Raw genomic sequence first — 15,969 nt, forward strand, 5'->3', positions numbered from 1 at the left:
GGAATAAACCGGATTGTATGCCAGTGATGCGGTGAAAGGCCATGCTCTGAGATGTTATTTCAGGAAAATATTAAGGGCCAATCACCACATCGGTGACTGTAGCTGTCCGGTTGCGGCCTTCTGTTTTAGCGCGGTAAAGTGCACTGTCAGCCTTGGCCATCAGGTGGCGCAGCTCAAATCCGCAGATTTCGCTGCCTGCCACACCAATGCTGACGGTAACACAACCCCCTTTCAGCTCGGTAAAGTTCAGTCGTGCGATACTGGTACGGATGCGCTCCGCAATGTTGATAGCTGTGTTGATATCCGCCTGTGGCAGTAATACGCTAAATTCTTCACCACCGATACGGCCGAGCAGATCCCGTTCTCGCAGGTTATCCTGACACACCTCTGCAAACTGCTTCAGAACATGATCCCCAAAAGCGTGACCATAATTGTCGTTCAGGGATTTAAACAGATCGATATCCAGATAGAGAAGAGAGAGCCCGTAATTGTGTTCCTGCAGGCGACGAATAGTGGTACGTGCATTTCTGAGAAAGGCGCGGCGGTTGAGAATGCCCGTCAGGCTATCAGTATCGGCCTCGTTCTGGAGTTTGCGGTAACTGTTGCTGGCCATAAACAGCGAGCAGGCGTGGTTGGAAATATCCATGCTCAGCTGCAGATGGTCAACTTCCAGATTCTTGCCCTCCAGTGGCTGCATAATCACCAGAACCCAGCTGCTTTTGTCATAGTAAACGGGAATGACATTGAGGTGGCGTGATCCGTCATACCCGGGCAGCGGAGGCAGTGTGCTGATCTGTCCGTGGCGAGCAATGTTTTCCAGCAGTGTCCGGCGGTTTTCCAGCATACGCTGGAAGTAAATCTGTTTGCTGAAGGTGAGCCCGACAACCTTGATCTGCCCTTCGCGGAAAATCAGGACCATAGATGTTTCAATAGGGATCAGGTTGTTCAGGACTTCCAGAAGCTGGGTGGCAACACTTTGTTCCGACATACTGGGGATGTTGCGCAGGTACTGTCTTACAGCATTATTATATACACGGCGCTGGTTGTGTTGTCGCTGAAGGTTGTTCTCCATTAGCTCGTAACCTTCCTGGTACATGCGATAACGTTGTGTTGTGAAAGCTGGTAGTGCAAGGCTGTTGGCAACAGCCTGGACGACAATCCCGAAATGGATGCTGAGCTCTAGCCAGCTTTCGCCAAACAGATTGAGGGAGGTGACATCGTTTCTATAAATCAGCGAGCCCAGCAGCCCAAAGGACAGAGCCAACCACCCGGAGAGGAACAATGCCGCACTGAGATGCCCTCGGCTAAGGATATTAAAACTGCATATGGCTCCGATCGTGGCCAGTAAAATTACTAAAGATGTGGACCACTGCTCAAAAATGGCACCCAGAGTGGAAAAGTTGAAAGCGGCGAGTAAAGTTAGGACAGCTGTGAGCCATTTACTGGCATTGAAGGCCAGCCAGACAGCATGACTGGTCTGGCGTATAGGTAAAAGAGTCATTTGGAACTGGATTGCGGCTGTCATGGCACAGAATAGGAATAAATAGTTGGGTAGTGGCCAACCCAGTACAGATAGCGACATGCTGGTGTCGTTGTCGTATTCCCACGAGTATAGAAAGAGCGCCATAAGCAGGCCGTACAGGCAATACTCAAGGTAACTCCGTTTGGGAGCCCGTACAAGAATGCAGAAGTTATAAAAAACTAACGCCAACATCATGCCGGTAGCCATAATCGGCAGATTATCGGTATTAAGGGGCCAGCCTGCTGCAAAGGTAACAGACAGTGGTTCTCCATTTCCCCATGCTAAAACCGGTAGCAGGCAGACTATTGGCCATAATAGCCATGCTCGTAGTGAGCATAATGCCTTGATCATCCGTGACGATTCCCCCGCCAATTATTGTTTTTTCGCTTTAACGGTATTCCTTCCCCGCATTTATGTTAACGAATCAGCAAGCTTTGAACCATATTGATGATGTTCAGCAAAAGTGTTTTGTTATTAATGACTTAGGGTGAAATAAATGGCTTGTATAAATTCTCCTCTTTGTCGCGCACTGACACTGAGTGTCACTTTTATCATTCATGCTGACATTAAAGTGTCGTATTGAAAAGGGCAGAGCACGACAATTGCCGGTTATTATGCAGGTGAGCCTGAGTGACATTCACAATAAGTACCCAGGCCATTGCTTTCGCATCAATGGTGGCGAGTGGATTTTTTTGCTAACTATCAGGCGTGAATGCCAGGGAATCTGCCGCTCCCAATCCAGAATGCACCCCTCCTTCACTCACTGAAGCGGGTTTGCTGCGAATCAGGTATCCGGCATAACCGTTAAAGTCGGTAACGGGCCTTCCGTCCAGATGTACTGTGAACATGCCTATCTCGCTGATCAGATCGTTCACAATCATAGGCTGTCCTTTGCGCACTAATAGAGCCGGTTGTGTGCGTGGGGCAGGGTGCAGGCGCCGCATCAGAGACCAGGCACTGTACTCTGCCACAGTCAAAGATTTCAGTTTTGGCAGGATGTCATTTCCGAATACACAGTGCCCACCGCCTTCCCCCTGATTTTTCAAGACCCAGTCCTGTGGGTTCTGTTCCTTAAACCAGCGGGTACTGGTGCTGGAAACAGGTCGCATGTCTCCAAGAATGCTTTTGATTTGTATAGCCTCGTCTTTTGTCAGGCCAAACTGGGACAGCTCCTCATCGCTCATACCTGTCAGTAACATTTGCACTCGTTTACTGGTGGCGAGCTGCTGGCTGACCGTTGCATTGATGGCAACATGGTGCTTTTCCATAAATACACGGGTGTAAACCAGGGCATCGCAGCAGCGGGGCTCAATAAGATCATCGGCAATGTAGTCGGAATACTGGTATCCCGCCCGTAGATAAATGCAGTCCACACTGCCTATATCTTTTAAGAGCAGACGGTGGTCATCTCCCGTGGAGAGCTGGTCGTAAAGCTCACGGAAGGTCCTGCGTACGGTGCGAACGCCCTGGGCCTGAATACCTTCTTCCAGCAGGTGCTGGTCATACACGTTGTCTTCATCATGCTGCACGATCATCAGGAAAACAGGTTTTCCGGATTCATTAAACGACTGCCGTACAGCCCGTGCAGACTCAGCAACCCCCTTGGCAAGCTGTTCGATAGCCGGGTTGTCCACCAGCTTCAGAGGCTCTTCTGCAGAGGATGATACTGGTGACCAGTGGTGGAAATCAGTCGCAAACTGGTTTTGCAGGTAACCGTGCATTTCATGGGCTCTCTGACCAAACGGTCCCATACCCGCAGCAATACCATTGAACTCAATCAGCCTGGGCCCGTGCTCAGCATCGTCCATAAAGTCGGTGCGCATAAATAGCATAGGGATACGGCGGGCGGGTTCATCACCCCAATGGATTTTCTTATGGAGCTGAACAAGGTGGTCAAAGAAAGCATCGCCTCCGGCCACAGGGGCCATCGCCTTCTGTAGAAAGGCGTGATCTTCCGATACCTTGTGAAGCAGTTTCCCTGCCAGGGGAACCGTTTCTTTCAGGTGCTCAAAGCGAGCAGTATCAATAGTGGTTGGGGTGAGGCTGAAAGCACAGTGAGATGCGGAGCCGGGAGCGGTTTTTAAGGAAAAACCGTGCAGGAGGGCCCATTCTACAGCACCCTGAATGGCCGGGTTTTGGGGAATAGCTGTCATTGCAAGGATACGACTTTAGCAATTCAGAAAGATACGCTGATAGTGCACCTGCCGCAGGAAAACAGCCAGTAAGGATTTATGTCTGAGAATAATTTTCGTATTGGGTAATGCGTACTATCTTCAAGAGTTCTGAATGTTAAGTGGCGACAGCCATGAAGTACGACAAACGCCTTATACAGCTCCATCCCTCTGACAATGTTCTGGTGGTCTGCCAGAGTATTGATGCAGGGCACATTCTCATAAATGGAGTAATGAAGAATCTGTCAAAGCCTGTAGCCGTTGGGCATAAACTGGCGCGAACGGATATAGCCGCTGGCGATAAAGTGATTCGTTATGGCGTATCTATCGGTTCTGCTATCGCACCTATCACTGCCGGTTCCCATGTTCATTTACACAATATGAAAAGCGACTATATTCCTCCCCACTCTCGGGACGCAGCGCAGGGTGAGACAGTATGAAGGGCTATCTTCGTCAAGACGGCAGGAAAGGTATTCGCAATATAATTGTCGTCGCCTATCTGGTGGAATGTGCTCATCATGTGTCTCGTCTGATTGTCAGCCGAGCTGGTGACGATGTGCAGCTGATAGGCTTTCCCGGATGCTATCCCAATGCCTACGCCCTGAAAATGATGACTCGGTTGTGCACTCACCCCAATGTGTCTGCTGCTTTGATTGTTTCTCTGGGATGCGAAGGCTTTAACCGTGAAGCTCTGCATCAGGCCGTTAAAAACAGTGGCAGGCCAGTCAAAATGTGTGTGATTCAGGAGTGTGGGGGAACGCGCCCTGCAATTGAAACTGGTGTTGCATGGATTAAGCAGGTGCAAGGCAGCATACGATCACTCCCTACAGCTCCCTTATCTGTAGATGAACTGATGATTGCTACCATCTGCGGTGGTTCCGATGGTACCAGTGGTATTTCTGCCAACCCGGCTGTCGGTGTGTGTTTCGATAAACTGGTTGAACAGGGTGCTACCTGCCTGTTTGAAGAAACCGGCGAGCTCATCGGTTGCGAGCAGATCATGGCGGAACGGGCTGTAACGCCGGAGCTGGGAGAGGAAATCAAGGCCTGTGTGACCAAAGCTGCTCATTACTATACGACCATGGGGTATGGCAGCTTTGCACCGGGCAACGCCGATGGTGGATTAACGACTCAGGAAGAAAAGTCTATGGGCGCTTATATGAAGTCGGGCTACTCCCAAATCAGCGGCATAATCAAACCGGGAGACATTCCACCGTCTTCCGGCCTCTACCTTCTGGATGTTGTGCCAGATGGTGAACCCCGGTTTGGTTTTCCTAATATTTCCGACAATGCAGAAATTATGGAGATGGTGGCCTGTGGTGCCCATCTCACATTGTTTACCACGGGCCGTGGTTCTGTGGTGGGTTCTGCAATCTCACCGGTTATTAAAATCTGTGCCAATCCGGAAACCTATAACCGGATGCAGGACGATATGGATGTGAATGCCGGCCGGATCATCCTTGGTGAAGCATCTCTGGAGCAAGTGGGGAATGAAGTTTACGGCGAGGTCCTGCGTGTGGCTGCTGGCGGACATAGCAAGTCGGAAGAGCTTGGTCATCAGGAAAGCATTCTCACCTACAAAACCTTTGAGCCTGTTGGCCCATCCTGTTTGCCAATGGCCTCTCTTTCTGTTTAAGAGAATACATTATGTCGAAGCGTCTTGATAATAAAGTGGCTGTGATTACGGCGGCTGGGGCTGGTATTGGTCGCCGGTCAGCTCAACGCTATTGTGACGAGGGGGCGACCGTTTGGGCTGCTGATATCAATAGCGAGACTTTGGCCTCATTAAAAGGGAGTTGCCCTGCTATTCATACCGTGACTCTGGATGTCACAAACAGTCAGGCTATTGCTGATTTTGCCGAGCATATTGGTGATATTGATATTCTCTTTAACTGTGCCGGATTTGTTCACTCGGGAACAATTTTCGCGTGTGAGGAAAGTGACTGGGATTTTTCCTTCGATCTGAATGTGAAGTCCTGCTATCGGATGATTCAGGCCTTTCTGCCAGCCATGGTGCGCAATGGCCGTGGTTCTATTATCAATATGTCGTCTGTGGCTTCCAGTGTAAAAGGTGTTCCCAATCGTTTCTTATATGGTGCCACTAAGGCTGCAGTTATCGGGTTAACCAAATCCATTGCCGCCGACTTTGTTGAAACGGGAATACGGTGCAATGCAGTATGCCCCGGCACCGTAGATACTCCCTCCCTTCATGATCGCCTTAACGCCTTTCCTGATCCGACTCAGGCGCGGATTGATTTTGAAAACCGGCAACCCATGAAACGGCTGGGCACGGTTGATGAAATTGCGTCTCTGATTGTTTATCTCGGTTCTGATGAATCCAGCTACACAACGGGTTCTGCTGTGATGATTGATGGTGGCTGGAGTATTTAAAAATGAAACTTTTGCGTTATGGTGAGCCCGGTCAGGAAAAGCCCGGTATATTGGACGGAGAGGGAAACATTCGGGACTTGTCGTCTGTTGTTGCTGATATTGACAGTTCCATTCTCTCGGATACAGCGTTGGCAAAACTTCGTGATGTGAATATCAACAGCCTGCCTCGGGAAAATGGCAGTGTGCGCTATGGGCCTTGTGTGGCCAATGTGGGTAAGTTCCTCTGCATAGGCTTGAACTATAAAGACCACGCCAAAGAGTCAGGGATGCCCATTCCTCCCGAACCGGTTTTGTTTTCAAAGTTCACCAGCGCCATTTGTGGCCCCAACGACGATATTAAGATTCCCCGCAACAGCAAGAAAACCGACTGGGAAGTGGAGTTGGGGCTGGTGATCGGCAAAGAAGCCGCTTATGTCTCTGAGCAAGAAGCAGAGGCGTGCATTGCCGGTTACTGCGTGATTAATGATATTTCTGAACGGGAGTTTCAGCTGGAGCGCAGTGGTCAGTGGGATTTAGGAAAAGGCTGTGACACCTTCGGACCTATCGGTCCCTGGCTGGTGACCAAGGATGAAGTAGCTGATGTTCATAACCTCGGCCTGTGGCTGGAAGTGAATGGGGAGCGAGTTCAGACAGGCAATACCTCCCTGATGATTTTTAAACCTGCTGAGATTGTAAGTTTTCTCAGTCATCACCTGAGTTTGCAGCCAGGGGATATTATTTCCACTGGTACGCCTCCCGGTGTTGGCCTTGGCTTTACACCGCCTCGCTACCTCAAAGACGGAGATACCATGAAACTGGGGATTGATGGTTTGGGTGAACAGACTCAGGTATGTACCCATGCATAAGTGGTCTGTCGTCGATGCTCACCAACACTTTTGGAAACTAGAACGTGGTGATTATGGCTGGCTGGATGAAAGCCTGGGTTGTTTATATCGAGATTATTTACCGGACGAGTTGAAGGCTCATCTTGAGACCTGTGGCGTTAAGAAAACCATTGTTGTTCAGGCCGCCCCCACTCTGGCTGAAACCCTTTATCTGTTAGAGCTGACTCAAAATCTTCCTTTTGTCGCTGGCGTTGTAGGTTGGGTGGATATGGAATCCCGCCATGTGAAGGCGGACCTCACCCGGCTGGCTCAACATGCAAAATTTCTCGGTATTCGCCCCATGATTCAGGATATTGATGATCCTGACTGGATGCTGAAACCAGAGTTTGAGAGTGCGTTCACATGGTTGATAGAAAACGAACGGAGTTTTGATGCGTTGGTAAAACCTGCTCATCTTCCCAATTTGAAAATATTTCTTGCCCGTTATCCAGACTTACGAGTTGTGATCGACCATGGAGCCAAGCCTTGTATTGAGCGTGGGGAGTTTGAGTTCTGGGCGGCTCATATGACTGATATTGCCAGTGATTCTCACGCATACTGCAAAATTTCAGGGCTGTTAACGGAAGCTGGCGAGCTGGGAACGGCTGAGGCACTTCGCCCTTATGTGAACCATCTGTTATCCGCTTTTGGGGCAGACCGGTGTATATGGGGAAGTGATTGGCCGGTTTTGAATCTGGCTGCTGATTACTCGTCCTGGTTTACCATGGTTCGGGAACTGATCGGTGGGCTGACGGAGAAAGAACAACGGCAGGTGATGGGGGAGACTGCTATGAAGTTTTATGGTTTGAGTCATGACGGATAATGATGCCGCTTACGGCCCAACAAACCCTGATCTGCATCATCAGCGCTGTTCCGGGGTTCAAAGATTTGCATCGGTAACAGGCTTAAATCCGGAGAAAGAGAGCTATTATCGAGAGCTTCATACTCGGGTCTGGGATGGTGTTCTTGAACGTTTGAAAGCATCGAATATTCGTAATTATTCGATTCACATCACTCAGATTGACGGCAGGAGCCTTCTGTTCAGTTATCTCGAATATACCGGTGATGATTATGTGGCAGATATCAAAAGAATTGCTGAAGACCCGGTAACGCAAAAATGGTGGAAGGAAACAGACCCTTGCCAGATACCTCTTTCCGGCTGTGGTGGCAACCCCTGGAAGCCTATGGAGATGGTGTTTTTAATGGAGTGAAAGATAGAAAGGCCATCCGATTCAGATGGCCTTGACCATAAATGCCTTAGCTGGTGGGAATGCTCTCAGCACTTAAAGTCAGCTCATAACGATAGAGATCTGATAGCAGCAGGTACTCATCGTGTACTGACTTACTCCAGGAATCATCACCGCCAATACCCATATGAAAACCGTCGAGCCGCAGGTAAGTACGTTGAGTATTGCTGTTGGATATCTCGACGGTATGTTCTGCCTTTTCAATTGTATGGGTTGAATGAGGGCTGACCGTGAATATAAATGGTTTTGTGCCTTGAACAATAACAGCAGGTTGGTTGCTACCTCGATTCACTGCTAGCCAGCGAACATCACAACGAGCACCATTCTCCTGAGGCACGATATAACGGGTTTGCAGTTCATCAATACCAGCATGATAACGATCAACCAACGCACCCTGTTTACGGTCAGGATAATTTTCCCAGGGGCCACGGCCAAACCATTCAGCGTTTTCTGCTACATCATTTAATACCAGCTCAAGGCCGACACGTGGCAGTGATGGCAGATCATTACGAGCCTGTACATCCACTTCCACCTTGCACTGCCCACCACTTGAGATTGTATAGATGTGTTTGGCAATAATCTTTCCATGGCCATAGCTGCGGATGGTTTCCACCTGCCATAGGGAGGGAGATTTCTGCCAGCTGTAAAAACTCAGAGCCTCCGCTTCCAGATTGTTGAGGCCAGCTTCCAGCCAGTCTTTACCGTGTACATCGGAGGTTTGCACGACAAAGGGTACAAGGTCGTTATCCAGCGGTGCCCGGTAGAAGTTATCTCTTACTGGGTTGGCGAATAGCGGTTTGTCATTCACTTGCCATTGAGTGAGGCAGGCAATGTGCTTGTCGAATTCAAACTGGAAGTAGCGACCTTTGATTATCAGGCTTGCATCGCTTTCAACAGCTTCCAGCTCGCCTGCTGGATGCTCCTCTATGGATAGAGGAACCGGCCAGAGTAGCGGGAACTGGTCATGGGCTGTTGAGTGTTGCGCACCTGCCCAAGGTGTTGCCTGTTTTAAGCGTGTTTCGCAGTGAAGGAAGTACTCGCACCCAGCTTGCAGTTGTTCAGGTTTATTCAGAGGCAGGCTGAATGCACGACTTTGGCTGGCAGAGGCTTGAATCTCTTCAATTACGCCCTGATCAATCACCTCACCATTGGCTTTGAGCGTCCAGTGCAATTCATGGTTGGAAAGGTCATCAAAGTTATGGCCGTTATGAATTGTCAGCTGGTTTTCGCTGAAGGAGAAGGTCACAAACTGGTGAACATACTTGGCTTCCAGAACCGCAGGTTTGAGTGAGCGATCCGGGTTGATAATGCCGTTAATGCAGAACTGGCGATCATTGGGGTAAATGGCGTCACCACGGTCGGTAAAATCACCGCCGTAAGCCCAGTAATGCTCGCCATTATCCGTCCAGCGACTGATACCCTGATCCACCCAGTCCCAGATAAAGCCACCCTGCAGGCGGGGTAACCTTCTGAACTCATTCCAATACTCGGCGTAACCACCCAGACTATTGCCCATGGCGTGGCTGTATTCGCAGAGAATCAGCGGGCGTTGTTCGCCGGGCATAGTCAGGTGTTTATCCAACGACCATTTGTGAACAGTGCCCTGCCATTGGTCGATGGTTGTGCGGGCGTACATGGGGCAGATGATATCGGTGATATCGGTGTCTGAACCATTGGCTTCGTACTGCACCGGGCGGGTAGAATCCGCATTCTTTAGCCAGTGATAGGCGGACTGCAGATTACAGCCATAGCCGGATTCATTGCCCAAAGACCAGATAATGATGCTGGTGTGATTACGGGTGCGGGGCACCATGCGCTGAATGCGTTCTACAACGGCCTGGTGCCAGGCAGGATCATTGGTGAAAGCATTAAATGGCTCGGCACCGTGGGTTTCCAGATTTGCTTCATCCACTACATACAAACCGTAACGGTCGCAGAGACGGTACCACAGTGGATGGTTAGGATAGTGAGCGTTGCGAACAGCATTGAAGTTATGCTGTTTCATCAGCCGAATATCCTGCTCCATATCCTCACGGGTCAGGGTGTGGCCGGTTTCCGGATGGTGCTCGTGGCGGTTTACACCGCGAATCAGTAGAGGCTCTCCGTTAACCTGCAGCAGGCCATCTCGAATCTCAACCGAACGGAAACCAATCTCGGCGCTTTCGATGTCGGTGATCTGGCCACTGTCGTCTTCCAGCCAGATAATAAGTGTATAGAGATGGGGGGCTTCCGCCGACCAGCATTGAATATCCCGTATTTCAGCATTCAGGCGATAGACTGCCTCAGGGAACCCGCGTTCATCGTGAGCTGTGCCCGGTTGAACCGGAAGAGCACCAGTCATTTCACCGCCCTGACTATTGATCAGTCGGGCAAAGATGCGAGCGTTGGGTGAGTCATTGTTCAGGGATACCTGCAGGCTCAGTTGTCCATCACGGTAATTGTGAACAGGTGTGGCTTCAATCTGGTAATCCGCAATATGTTGCTGAGGCTTAGATAGAATATAAACATCACGGAATATACCCGACAGCCACCACATATCCTGATCTTCCAGATAACTGCCGTCACTCCAGCGTATTACCATCACCGCCAGCGTGTTATTGCCCTCTTGCAGTGTTTGGGAAATATCAAATTCGGCTGGAAGGCGGCTGTCCTGTGAGTAACCCAGATAAGTGCCATTCAACCAGCAGTGAAACGCGGAGTTCACCCCTTCAAACACAATACGCTGGTGGATGTTGCTGGCTGTATCCGCCGTGAAGTTCAGGCGATAGCATCCAGTGGGGTTATGTTCGGGAACAAGGGGCGGGTTAAACGGAAAGGGGTACTGAACATTGGTGTATACAGGGCAGTCATGGCCGTGCATCTGCCAGTTGCCGGGTACAGGGATCGTTTCCCAGTTTTGCTTAAAACCGGGCTCCATAAAATTCGCTGGCACGGCCCCCGGTTGGGGGAACAGATTAAAATCCCACTGACCGTTCAGATACTGGCGGCCTGTGCTCTGTTCCGGCTCTGCAGAACGTGCTGCTTTTAAGTCCGGCCATGCTGCGAGAGGCGCATGGGCGGGTAAACGGTTGATTTGGGTAATGTGCTGGTTTTGCCAGTCTTTGCGGGCAAGCAGGCTCTGCAGGTTCATTCTTTATTCCCTTAATCTTTTATGCCAAATGTCCAGCGGGTGTGGTGGTGATACTTGGCGTCAGGTTTCAGAGTGATGGAAGGGAAGCCGGGCTGGTTAGGTGCATCGGGCCACGCCTGGCTTTCCAGACAGAAGCCGCTGTGGTTTTCCCATTTTCTGCCTTGAGTAGCGGGTGTTCCCTGTAAGAAGTTGCCGGTGTAAAGCTGAATGCCGGGTTGGTTGGTTTCCACTTTCATGGTGCGGCCCGATTCTGGCTCGTAAACCTCACCAACGTCGTGCAGCTCCTGGTCAGGGTTTGGCGTCAGGCAGTAGTTGTGATCAAAGCCACGGCACTTGGTGAGTTCGCGGTGATCCGTATGAATGTCCTGTCCAATGGTTTTGGGGTGGCGAAAATCAAAGGGTGTACCTTCAACCGCAACAAGCTCACCAGTAGGGATGGATTCCGCGTCAGTAGCCAGATAGTGTTCAGCATTCAACTGAAGACTGTGGTTCAAGCAGTCAGTTTGTGGCTGACCGCTCAAATTGAAATAGCTGTGCTGGGTGATATTGACGACAGTGGTTTTGTCGGTGGTGGCGCTATAGCGAATATCCAGACTGTTATCATCATTCAAGGTGTACGTAACTATGGATGTGACATTGCCGGGATAGCCTTCTTCCCCATCGGCTGTGGTGCAGCTCATGATAACGGAGGCACACCCGTCGCTCTGCTCAGTATCAAACTGCCAAATCGTACGTTGATAACCTTTCGCACCACCGTGAAGGTGATGTTTGTCATGATTTTGGGTGAGCTGAACAGTGTCACCGTTCAGCTCAAAACGACCATGGGCAATACGGTTAGCGCAGGGGCCTGCTACGGCACCGAGACAGGCACTCTGCTGTTCATAGTCAGTCAGCCCGTCGCAACCCAGAACAATGTTGGCGAAATGGCCAGACCTGTCTTTCGTGCGGATGCTTTGAATGGTTGCCCCGTAGTTAATCAGAACAACTTCCGTTCCCTGTCCATTACACAGGGCGATTTGGGATACGGACTCCCCTGATCGGGTGCATCCGAATGCTTTCTGGCTGACTGTGACCATGCTCTGACTCCTTACGCTTTCGACGCAATCACGCCAGCGCCGCAAGAGGCCTGACAGATATAAACATCGCCTTGCAGACCAGTCTTTTCAGGGTATTGCCTGGCAACCGCTTCCTTGATGGCTGGAATATCGGTTTCAGGAACCAGAGCCACCACACAGCCACCAAAGCCACCGCCAGTCATACGCACGCCGCCGTCTGTTTTTGTGGAAGCAATGATATCGACGAGGATGTCAATCGCAGGAACAGTAATCTCAAAGTCCTGTGCCATGGAGATATGAGACTGAGCCATCAGCTCGCCCATGCGAGTCAGGTCGCCTGCAGCCAGTGCTTTGGCCGCTTCAGTGGTACGCTGGTTTTCTGTGATGATATGGTGAGCGCGCTTGTAGCTCACTTCATCCATGCTTTCACGGTGGCTGTTTAACAGATCAATATTCGCATCACGCAGAGCTTTAACACCCAGAATTCTGGCCGCGTCTTCACAGTTTTGACGACGGGTGTTGTACTCGCTGTCCACCAGGCCACGGCGCACGTTGGAGTTCACAATCACCACAGCGGCTTTTTCTGGCATGGAAACAGGCGTGGTTTCCAGAGAGCGGCAATCCAGCATCATGGCATGGTCGTCTTTGCCACAGGCGGAAATCATCTGATCCATAATGCCGGTATTGCTGCCAACAAAGTCGTTTTCAGCGCTTTGGCCAGCCAGAGCCAGCTCACTGCCGGGCAGGGTGATACCGCTCAGGTGGCACAGAGCGGTACCGGTAGCTACTTCCAGAGACGCAGAAGAACTCAGGCCAGTACCTTGAGGCACGTCACCGGTAATCACCAGGTTAGCACCAGTCAGTTTGTGGCCCTTGTTCATCAGTGCCTGAGTAGTGCCGCGAATGTAGTTACTCCAGAACTCATCGCCTTCTTTCTTTTCCAGAGGCTGGTTCAGATCAAACTCGCTGCGGGCATCGTCGTAGTCGCAGGCGATCAGAACAATTTTGTCGTCCGTTCGCTTGGAGGCTGCAATCACAGTGCCGTGGTTGATTGCGCAGGGCAGTACAAAACCGTCATTGTAATCGGTATGTTCACCAATCAGGTTGACACGGCCGGGAGCCTGGTAGAACTGCTCTGGTTGAGAGCCAAAAATACGCACGAAAGCTTCAGTGGCTTTGGGTTTCAGTGCTTCGATCATGGGGGAGTTGCTCTCTTAAACGTCAGTATTCAGATAGTGTTCGGATGGCACATCACGCAGGCGCTGAGCCGCCTGTTCTGCAGTCAGATCGCGCTGACTTTCACCCAGCATTTCAAAGCCCACCATAAATTTGCGCACAGTGGCGGAGCGCAGCAGTGGTGGATAGAAATGGGCGTGCAGCTGCCAGTGTTCAGTGTCGCCCTCCTCACCGAAAGGCTTGCCGTGCCAGCCCATGGAGTAAGGGAAAGATGTGTTGAACAGGTTGTCGTAACGAACAGTCAGTTGTTTGAGAATGTCAGCCAGTTCGTCCCGCTGCTCATCATTCAGTTCATTCAGATGGCTTACGGAGAACTTGGGCAACAGCAGGGTTTCAAAAGGCCATGCCGCCCACCAGGGCACAACGGCAATCCAGCTGTTGTTTTCTGCCACAGTGCGTTCACCATCGGCAGATTCTTTCAGGGCGTAATCCAACAGCATTTTGCTGTTCTTCTCTTTCAGCCACTGCTTCTGGGTTTCATCTTCCTTGCGGCCTTCGTTAGGCAGGAAGCTGGTGGCCCAGACCTGACCGTGTGGGTGCGGGTTGGAGCAACCCATAACCGCGCCTTTGTTCTCGAACACCTGAACCCATGTGTGGTGCTCGCTCAGTTCGGTGACCTGCTCCGCCCAAGTATCTACGACCTGTCGTATTTCATGGATAGGCAGCTGGGGCAGGGTCTTGCTGTGATCCGGGGAGAAGCAGATAACGCGCGCGGTTCCGGTAGCAGCGCTGGCGCGGAACATGTCATCACTGTTCTCGGGAGCCGGAGTATCTTCCAGCACCGCAGGGAAATCGTTGCCGAATACATAGGGCTTGGTGTATTCGGGGTTTTTCTCACCGCCGATACGGTCATTGCCCGGGCACAGGTAGCAGCTGGGATCGTGGCTTGGACGATTGTCGGGAGCCGTGGTTTCCTGCTGCCCTTGCCACGGACGCTTCGCCCGATGGGGGGAAACCAGAACCCAGTCACCGGTCAGCAGGTTCTGGCGGCGATGGGGATGATCCGTTGGGTCGAAGGTCGTGCGAGTCATAGATGTACCACTCATAGTCGATAAAGCGATCTTAATCGGGGATTGCGGATCAGTTCGTTGACCTGTGTCGTGTTATGAAAACGTTTTCAGAAAGCGTTTTCATATTTCGCCGAAAATTCTGTCAGAATATGAGCCAACAACCGATGTTTCAGGAAAGATTATGGTCACCATCAAAGATGTGGCTGAACGGGCTGGTGTTTCTATCTCCACCGTTTCACGGGTTGTAAACGGCACGGCCAAAGTGAAAGGCACCAAGCACGAAGCCGTATTGAAAGCCATGGGTGAGCTGAACTACCAGCCCAGCTCTGTGGCGCGGGCTTTGGTGGGGAATCGCTCCAGCATGATTGGGTTAGTTGTCCATGATCTGGCAGACCCGTTCTTTGGCAGCCTTGCCCGTGGCGTGACTGCACAGGCCGCCGCCTCTGGCCTGCAAACCATGACTACAGAAGGTCAGCATCGGGCCGAGCTGGAAGCCGCTGCGATCCGCTCACTGATTTCACGACGGTGTGATGGCATTGTGGTGCACACACTGGCACTGAGCAATCAGGAACTTCTGGATGCTATTGGTGACTGCCCTGCGGTCATCGTGAACCGTAAGGTGCCGGGAATAGAAGACCGTTGCCTTTGGTTTGATAACCGGCTGACAGGTTATCTGGCGGCCAGTCATTTGCTGGAAAAGGGGCACAGATGCATCGGCTGGATTGGCCGGAATGAAGATATCAGCGATAACCGTGATCGTTTCTCCGGCTTTTGCAAGGCGCTGGAAGAGGTCGGAGTAGATGGTACAGCTGCGCCCCAGCAATCAGGTGCGGCCACGGCAGAAGGGGGTTATCAGGCAGCTCTGGAACTATTGAAAAAGCATCCAGATTTAACCGCCATTCAAGCCTATAACGATGTGATGGCTGCAGGCTGTTTAAGAGCTCTCCATGAACGGGATTACCGCTTGCCTGATGACTTTTCTGTCATTGGTGTGGACGATGTGTTTCTGGGACAGTTTGTTTACCCTCAGCTCACGACAGTGCGCTATCCCATAGAAGAGATTGGTCGCACAGCCGTGCGCATGATTGAAGGTTTGCTGGCTGACAAGCCCGTTGATAAGGGAGCAGAGTTTCAGCCTGCAGGGTTTCAGCCACAACTGGTTGTGCGGGACTCCGTTTCCTGTTGGGCCGATGTCTCAGGGTAGTTTTCTATCCTGTTTGAATTCCAAAATGAGTTAAAATGTGTCTTCGGTTCTTTCGGTCAGGAATATAAGTACCCAGACCATTGCTGGATTCAGGCCCAGGTCAGGTCTTTACCTACATATAAGTAATTAACAAGCTGAAG

General features: G+C 51.0%; 13 protein-coding genes. 7 read left to right on the plus strand and 6 right to left on the minus strand.

Annotated elements, in window-relative coordinates; genetic code table 11:
* Nucleotides 1–70 precede the first annotated feature (70 nt).
* Nucleotides 71–1,873 carry a diguanylate cyclase gene (locus E1189_RS19735; RefSeq protein WP_155162759.1) on the minus strand — a complete coding sequence of 601 codons (1,803 nt, stop codon included), beginning with the start codon at nt 1,871–1,873 and terminating at the stop codon, nt 71–73.
* A gap of 344 nt (nt 1,874–2,217) precedes the next feature.
* Nucleotides 2,218–3,675, minus strand: coding sequence for a glutathione synthase (locus E1189_RS19740; RefSeq protein WP_155162762.1), 1,458 nt, complete (start codon nt 3,673–3,675; stop codon nt 2,218–2,220).
* 152 nt (nt 3,676–3,827) lie between these two features.
* Here E1189_RS19740 and E1189_RS19745 point away from each other — a divergent pair, with 152 nt between their 5' ends.
* The 6 genes from E1189_RS19745 to E1189_RS19770 are packed head-to-tail and all read left to right on the plus strand — an operon-like array spanning nt 3,828 to nt 8,158.
* Nucleotides 3,828–4,133 carry a UxaA family hydrolase gene (locus E1189_RS19745; RefSeq protein WP_155162764.1) on the plus strand — a complete coding sequence of 102 codons (306 nt, stop codon included), beginning with the start codon at nt 3,828–3,830 and terminating at the stop codon, nt 4,131–4,133.
* Complete coding sequence (locus tag E1189_RS19750) at nt 4,130–5,329, plus strand: UxaA family hydrolase (protein ID WP_155162766.1); 1,200 nt, start codon at nt 4,130–4,132, stop codon at nt 5,327–5,329. The genes E1189_RS19745 and E1189_RS19750 overlap by 4 nt, the downstream gene beginning before the upstream one ends.
* Nucleotides 5,330–5,340: 11 nt before the next feature.
* Entirely contained in the window at nt 5,341–6,084 is a 744-nt protein-coding gene (locus E1189_RS19755; RefSeq protein WP_155162768.1) for an SDR family oxidoreductase, read from the plus strand.
* 2 nt (nt 6,085–6,086) lie between these two features.
* Entirely contained in the window at nt 6,087–6,929 is an 843-nt protein-coding gene (locus E1189_RS19760; RefSeq protein WP_155162770.1) for a fumarylacetoacetate hydrolase family protein, read from the plus strand.
* Nucleotides 6,922–7,770, plus strand: a complete 849-nt coding sequence (locus tag E1189_RS19765) for an amidohydrolase family protein (protein WP_155162772.1) — start codon at nt 6,922–6,924, stop codon at nt 7,768–7,770. The genes E1189_RS19760 and E1189_RS19765 overlap by 8 nt, the downstream gene beginning before the upstream one ends.
* Nucleotides 7,760–8,158: an L-rhamnose mutarotase gene (locus E1189_RS19770; protein ID WP_155162774.1), complete on the plus strand. Its 399-nt coding sequence runs from the start codon at nt 7,760–7,762 to the stop codon at nt 8,156–8,158. The genes E1189_RS19765 and E1189_RS19770 overlap by 11 nt, the downstream gene beginning before the upstream one ends.
* A 46-nt stretch (nt 8,159–8,204) precedes the next feature.
* On the opposite strand, the gene E1189_RS19775 is transcribed toward E1189_RS19770, so the two are convergent.
* The 4 genes from E1189_RS19775 to E1189_RS19790 are packed head-to-tail and all read right to left on the minus strand — an operon-like array spanning nt 8,205 to nt 14,661.
* Nucleotides 8,205–11,324, minus strand: a complete 3,120-nt coding sequence (locus tag E1189_RS19775; RefSeq protein WP_155162776.1) for a beta-galactosidase — start codon at nt 11,322–11,324, stop codon at nt 8,205–8,207.
* A gap of 11 nt (nt 11,325–11,335) precedes the next feature.
* Entirely contained in the window at nt 11,336–12,400 is a 1,065-nt protein-coding gene (locus E1189_RS19780; protein ID WP_155162778.1) for an aldose epimerase family protein, read from the minus strand.
* Between the two features lie 11 nt (nt 12,401–12,411).
* Complete coding sequence (gene galK, locus E1189_RS19785) at nt 12,412–13,578, minus strand: galactokinase (protein ID WP_155162780.1); 1,167 nt, start codon at nt 13,576–13,578, stop codon at nt 12,412–12,414.
* 15 nt (nt 13,579–13,593) lie between these two features.
* Entirely contained in the window at nt 13,594–14,661 is a 1,068-nt protein-coding gene (locus E1189_RS19790; protein WP_230460543.1) for a UDP-glucose--hexose-1-phosphate uridylyltransferase, read from the minus strand.
* A gap of 145 nt (nt 14,662–14,806) precedes the next feature.
* Between E1189_RS19790 and E1189_RS19795 the strand changes: the two genes are divergently transcribed.
* Nucleotides 14,807–15,829, plus strand: coding sequence for a LacI family DNA-binding transcriptional regulator (locus E1189_RS19795; RefSeq protein WP_155162783.1), 1,023 nt, complete (start codon nt 14,807–14,809; stop codon nt 15,827–15,829).
* The last annotated feature ends 140 nt before the right edge of the window (nt 15,830–15,969 follow it).

The organism is Parendozoicomonas verongulae, from assembly GCF_009711465.1.
Lineage (GTDB): Bacteria > Pseudomonadota > Gammaproteobacteria > Pseudomonadales > Endozoicomonadaceae > Sansalvadorimonas > Sansalvadorimonas verongulae.

Bases quoted from the DNA above. Each gene is read 5' to 3' on its own strand.
- E1189_RS19735 (WP_155162759.1), bottom strand. From the start codon at position 1,873: ATGATCAAGGCATTATGCTCACTACGAGCATGGCTATTATGGCCAATA.
- E1189_RS19740 (WP_155162762.1), bottom strand. From the start codon at position 3,675: ATGACAGCTATTCCCCAAAACCCGGCCATTCAGGGTGCTGTAGAATGG.
- E1189_RS19745 (WP_155162764.1), top strand. From the start codon at position 3,828: ATGAAGTACGACAAACGCCTTATACAGCTCCATCCCTCTGACAATGTT.
- E1189_RS19750 (WP_155162766.1), top strand. From the start codon at position 4,130: ATGAAGGGCTATCTTCGTCAAGACGGCAGGAAAGGTATTCGCAATATA.
- E1189_RS19755 (WP_155162768.1), top strand. From the start codon at position 5,341: ATGTCGAAGCGTCTTGATAATAAAGTGGCTGTGATTACGGCGGCTGGG.
- E1189_RS19760 (WP_155162770.1), top strand. From the start codon at position 6,087: ATGAAACTTTTGCGTTATGGTGAGCCCGGTCAGGAAAAGCCCGGTATA.
- E1189_RS19765 (WP_155162772.1), top strand. From the start codon at position 6,922: ATGCATAAGTGGTCTGTCGTCGATGCTCACCAACACTTTTGGAAACTA.
- E1189_RS19770 (WP_155162774.1), top strand. From the start codon at position 7,760: ATGACGGATAATGATGCCGCTTACGGCCCAACAAACCCTGATCTGCAT.
- E1189_RS19775 (WP_155162776.1), bottom strand. From the start codon at position 11,324: ATGAACCTGCAGAGCCTGCTTGCCCGCAAAGACTGGCAAAACCAGCAC.
- E1189_RS19780 (WP_155162778.1), bottom strand. From the start codon at position 12,400: ATGGTCACAGTCAGCCAGAAAGCATTCGGATGCACCCGATCAGGGGAG.
- galK (WP_155162780.1), bottom strand. From the start codon at position 13,578: ATGATCGAAGCACTGAAACCCAAAGCCACTGAAGCTTTCGTGCGTATT.
- E1189_RS19790 (WP_230460543.1), bottom strand. From the start codon at position 14,661: ATGAGTGGTACATCTATGACTCGCACGACCTTCGACCCAACGGATCAT.
- E1189_RS19795 (WP_155162783.1), top strand. From the start codon at position 14,807: ATGGTCACCATCAAAGATGTGGCTGAACGGGCTGGTGTTTCTATCTCC.